Below are 1,167 nucleotides of genomic sequence, written 5' to 3' on the forward strand. Positions count from 1 at the left end.
AGCCACGTAATCTGCGACTTCAAAGAAAGATACCTGGGGCACACAGTGACTAATATCACTAATTTCTTCATAAGGCATGCGATTAAATTTCCGTTTAAAGGATTCCTGATGGCGGATAATATCTTTAACATGGTTAGAAAATTTTGTTTTAAAGTAGCTATAGCGTTTGCCTTCATTATTTAAGAGGTCAGGATGCTCCTCTAAGAGTTGAAAGAAAACAATTCGACCTTCTTGAATCCAATCTTCATAATCCCAAAGTTTGACAAAATAATGACGGCGTAATTTTAAAATAATTGGTTTAACCGTTTGAAAATAGCGTTCAAAATCCACTGTTACGATCTCCTTTATCCTTTTTATTGTTAAGGTACCCTTATTATAGAAAGGATTAGGGAAAAGGAACATGACAAAAATGTCCAAATTGATGCACAAAAAAAAGCAACTCATCTGAGTTGCTCTCCGTCTACCGCTTTTAAACTCCGCCAGTAGGACTCGAACCTACGACATCATGATTAACAGTCATGCGCTACTACCAACTGAGCTATGGCGGATAAATGCTAAGCGACTACCATATCTAACAGGGGGCAACCCCCAACTACATCAGGCGTTCTAGGGCTTAACTTCTGTGTTCGGCATGGGAACAGGTGTATCTCCTAGGCTATCGTCACTTAACTATGATTGATTATCCAATCAAAATTGAATACCTATATATTCTAACAAGAAACCGACTCGCTGTCAATATTGACTCGTTTCTTTTTTGGATAAGTCCTCGAGCTATTAGTATTAGTCCGCTACATGTGTCACCACACTTACACTTCTAACCTATCTACCTGATCATCTCTCATGGCTCTTACTGATATAAAATCATGGGAAATCTCATCTTGAGGTGGGCTTCACACTTAGATGCTTTCAGCGTTTATCCCTTCCCTAGTAACTACCCAGCGATGCCTTTGGCAAGACAACTGGTACACCATCGATAAGTCCACTCTGGTCCTCTCGTACGACGAGCAGATCCTCTGAAATCTCCTACTCCCGCGACTGATAGGGACTGAACTGTCTCACGACGTTCTGAACCCTGCTCGCGTGGCTGCTTTAATGTGACGATAGCCCCACCCTTGAGAACGACTACGAGCCCCAGGATGCAACGAGCCGACTCGAGGTGCCACACCT

At 42.2% G+C, this 1,167-nt stretch carries 1 protein-coding gene, 1 tRNA gene, 1 rRNA gene and 1 other annotated feature (1 of these 4 only partly in view); all 3 genes read right to left on the bottom strand.

Annotation, left to right across the window (positions count from 1 at the left end):
* Window positions 1–330, bottom strand: a 330-nt coding sequence (locus STRINF_RS00005) for a sigma-70 RNA polymerase sigma factor region 4 domain-containing protein (RefSeq protein WP_043878248.1), incomplete at its 3' end; no start/stop codon positions are given.
* A gap of 144 nt (window positions 331–474) precedes the next feature.
* Window positions 475–548: transfer RNA gene (locus STRINF_RS00010), tRNA-Asn, on the bottom strand.
* Window positions 549–553: 5 nt separating this feature from the next.
* Window positions 554–669: ribosomal RNA gene (gene rrf / locus STRINF_RS00015) — 5S ribosomal RNA — on the bottom strand.
* A gap of 85 nt (window positions 670–754) precedes the next feature.
* Window positions 755–1,167, bottom strand: a sequence feature (mutual gap in cmsearch alignment for this rRNA model is longer than 100) (it continues 778 nt past the right edge of the window).

The sequence above is a fragment of the Streptococcus infantarius subsp. infantarius ATCC BAA-102 genome (assembly GCF_000154985.1).
Lineage (GTDB): Bacteria > Bacillota > Bacilli > Lactobacillales > Streptococcaceae > Streptococcus > Streptococcus infantarius.